Raw genomic sequence first — 1085 nt, 5'->3', positions numbered from 1 at the left:
CAAGATGCAGCGCCCGCTTATGACACCGGACGAGATTTTGGCGATGGATGAGGACTGCCAGATTAACTTCATCTCTGGGCTGAACCTTCATCCGCTCTTCTCACAAAAGCGGCACTTTGATGCCCTGATGGAGCTTAATGGGCTCTGGTTGCCAAACCCATTCCACCCCCCGGCTGATCGTGTTCTGCTGCCGGGCCGCTTCGGAAGCAATTGGCACGATGTCATCACCGCTCCCGTGCCACCGCAGCTCGCGCATCTGCCGCAATACGATGGTGGTGTATTGCGGAGTATAAAAATCTCTCAGAGAATTCTCTGAGTTCAGGTAACATAACAAGAAAATTCGAGAATTAAAAATGAAGAAGAAAGACTCAGACGATCCTCAATTCCACTACGAGATTTGGCAAGGCCCATCTGAAACCTACGGCGATGAAGCTAAAAGCATAAGCTATGTTGAAAATCACAATGGCCAGTGCAGTTATGCGGAACTAGCATTAGATTTCGAGATTGCTGCTGAAGCCTTGATCGCCTCTTACCGCCAATCCGAGATGGGGAATTGGGTCGCTCCTGTCTCGCACATCGTGCGTCAAACCCTAGAACTTCGACTGAAGGCTTTTCTTCAAGCCGTCGCTGAAAGAGATGGTTCGATAGACAGGAAACCTCTCGCTTCTCACAACCTATGGGCGATATGGTCGGCCTGCAAAACGTGGATGGTCGAACAAGAATTTCAAATATTGGAAGATGCAAGGCTCCCGATGATCGAGAGGCTTCTATCCGCCTATCATGCGATTGACCCATCGGGTGATCTCTTTCGTTTTGGAATTTCAAGGCAGACTGCCTTTGGCAAACAGAAAAGCTATGACCGGGTTGGGATAGACTTACCGATATTTTGTGAGGAATTTGCAGCGGCAAGCAGGCTTTTACAGCATTGGGAAGCTGTTGTGTTCAGATTAACATTAGCCGAAGAAATGCAATGGGATACCGATCCGTATTTCGATGCAGATGATTTTCCACTTTCTTTGCAGAAATCAGATACCACAGCTATCTAGACAATCTGTACTTTTTATGTTCTACTTTTGGCAAATAGC

The 1085-nt window shown here is 47.6% G+C and carries 2 protein-coding genes; both read left to right on the top strand.

Annotated elements, in window-relative coordinates; translation table 11 throughout:
- A partial coding sequence (locus K7H93_RS15915) for a type IV secretory system conjugative DNA transfer family protein (protein ID WP_230784448.1) occupies positions 1 to 316 on the top strand: 316 nt, incomplete at its 5' end.
- 37 nt (positions 317 to 353) lie between these two features.
- Positions 354 to 1046, top strand: coding sequence for a hypothetical protein (locus K7H93_RS15910; RefSeq protein WP_230784447.1), 693 nt, complete (start codon positions 354 to 356; stop codon positions 1044 to 1046).
- The last annotated feature ends 39 nt before the right edge of the window (positions 1047 to 1085 follow it).

This window comes from Citromicrobium bathyomarinum (genome assembly GCF_021021475.1).
Lineage (GTDB): Bacteria > Pseudomonadota > Alphaproteobacteria > Sphingomonadales > Sphingomonadaceae > Alteriqipengyuania > Alteriqipengyuania bathyomarina.
This window is presented reverse-complemented; position numbering and strand designations above follow the sequence as displayed.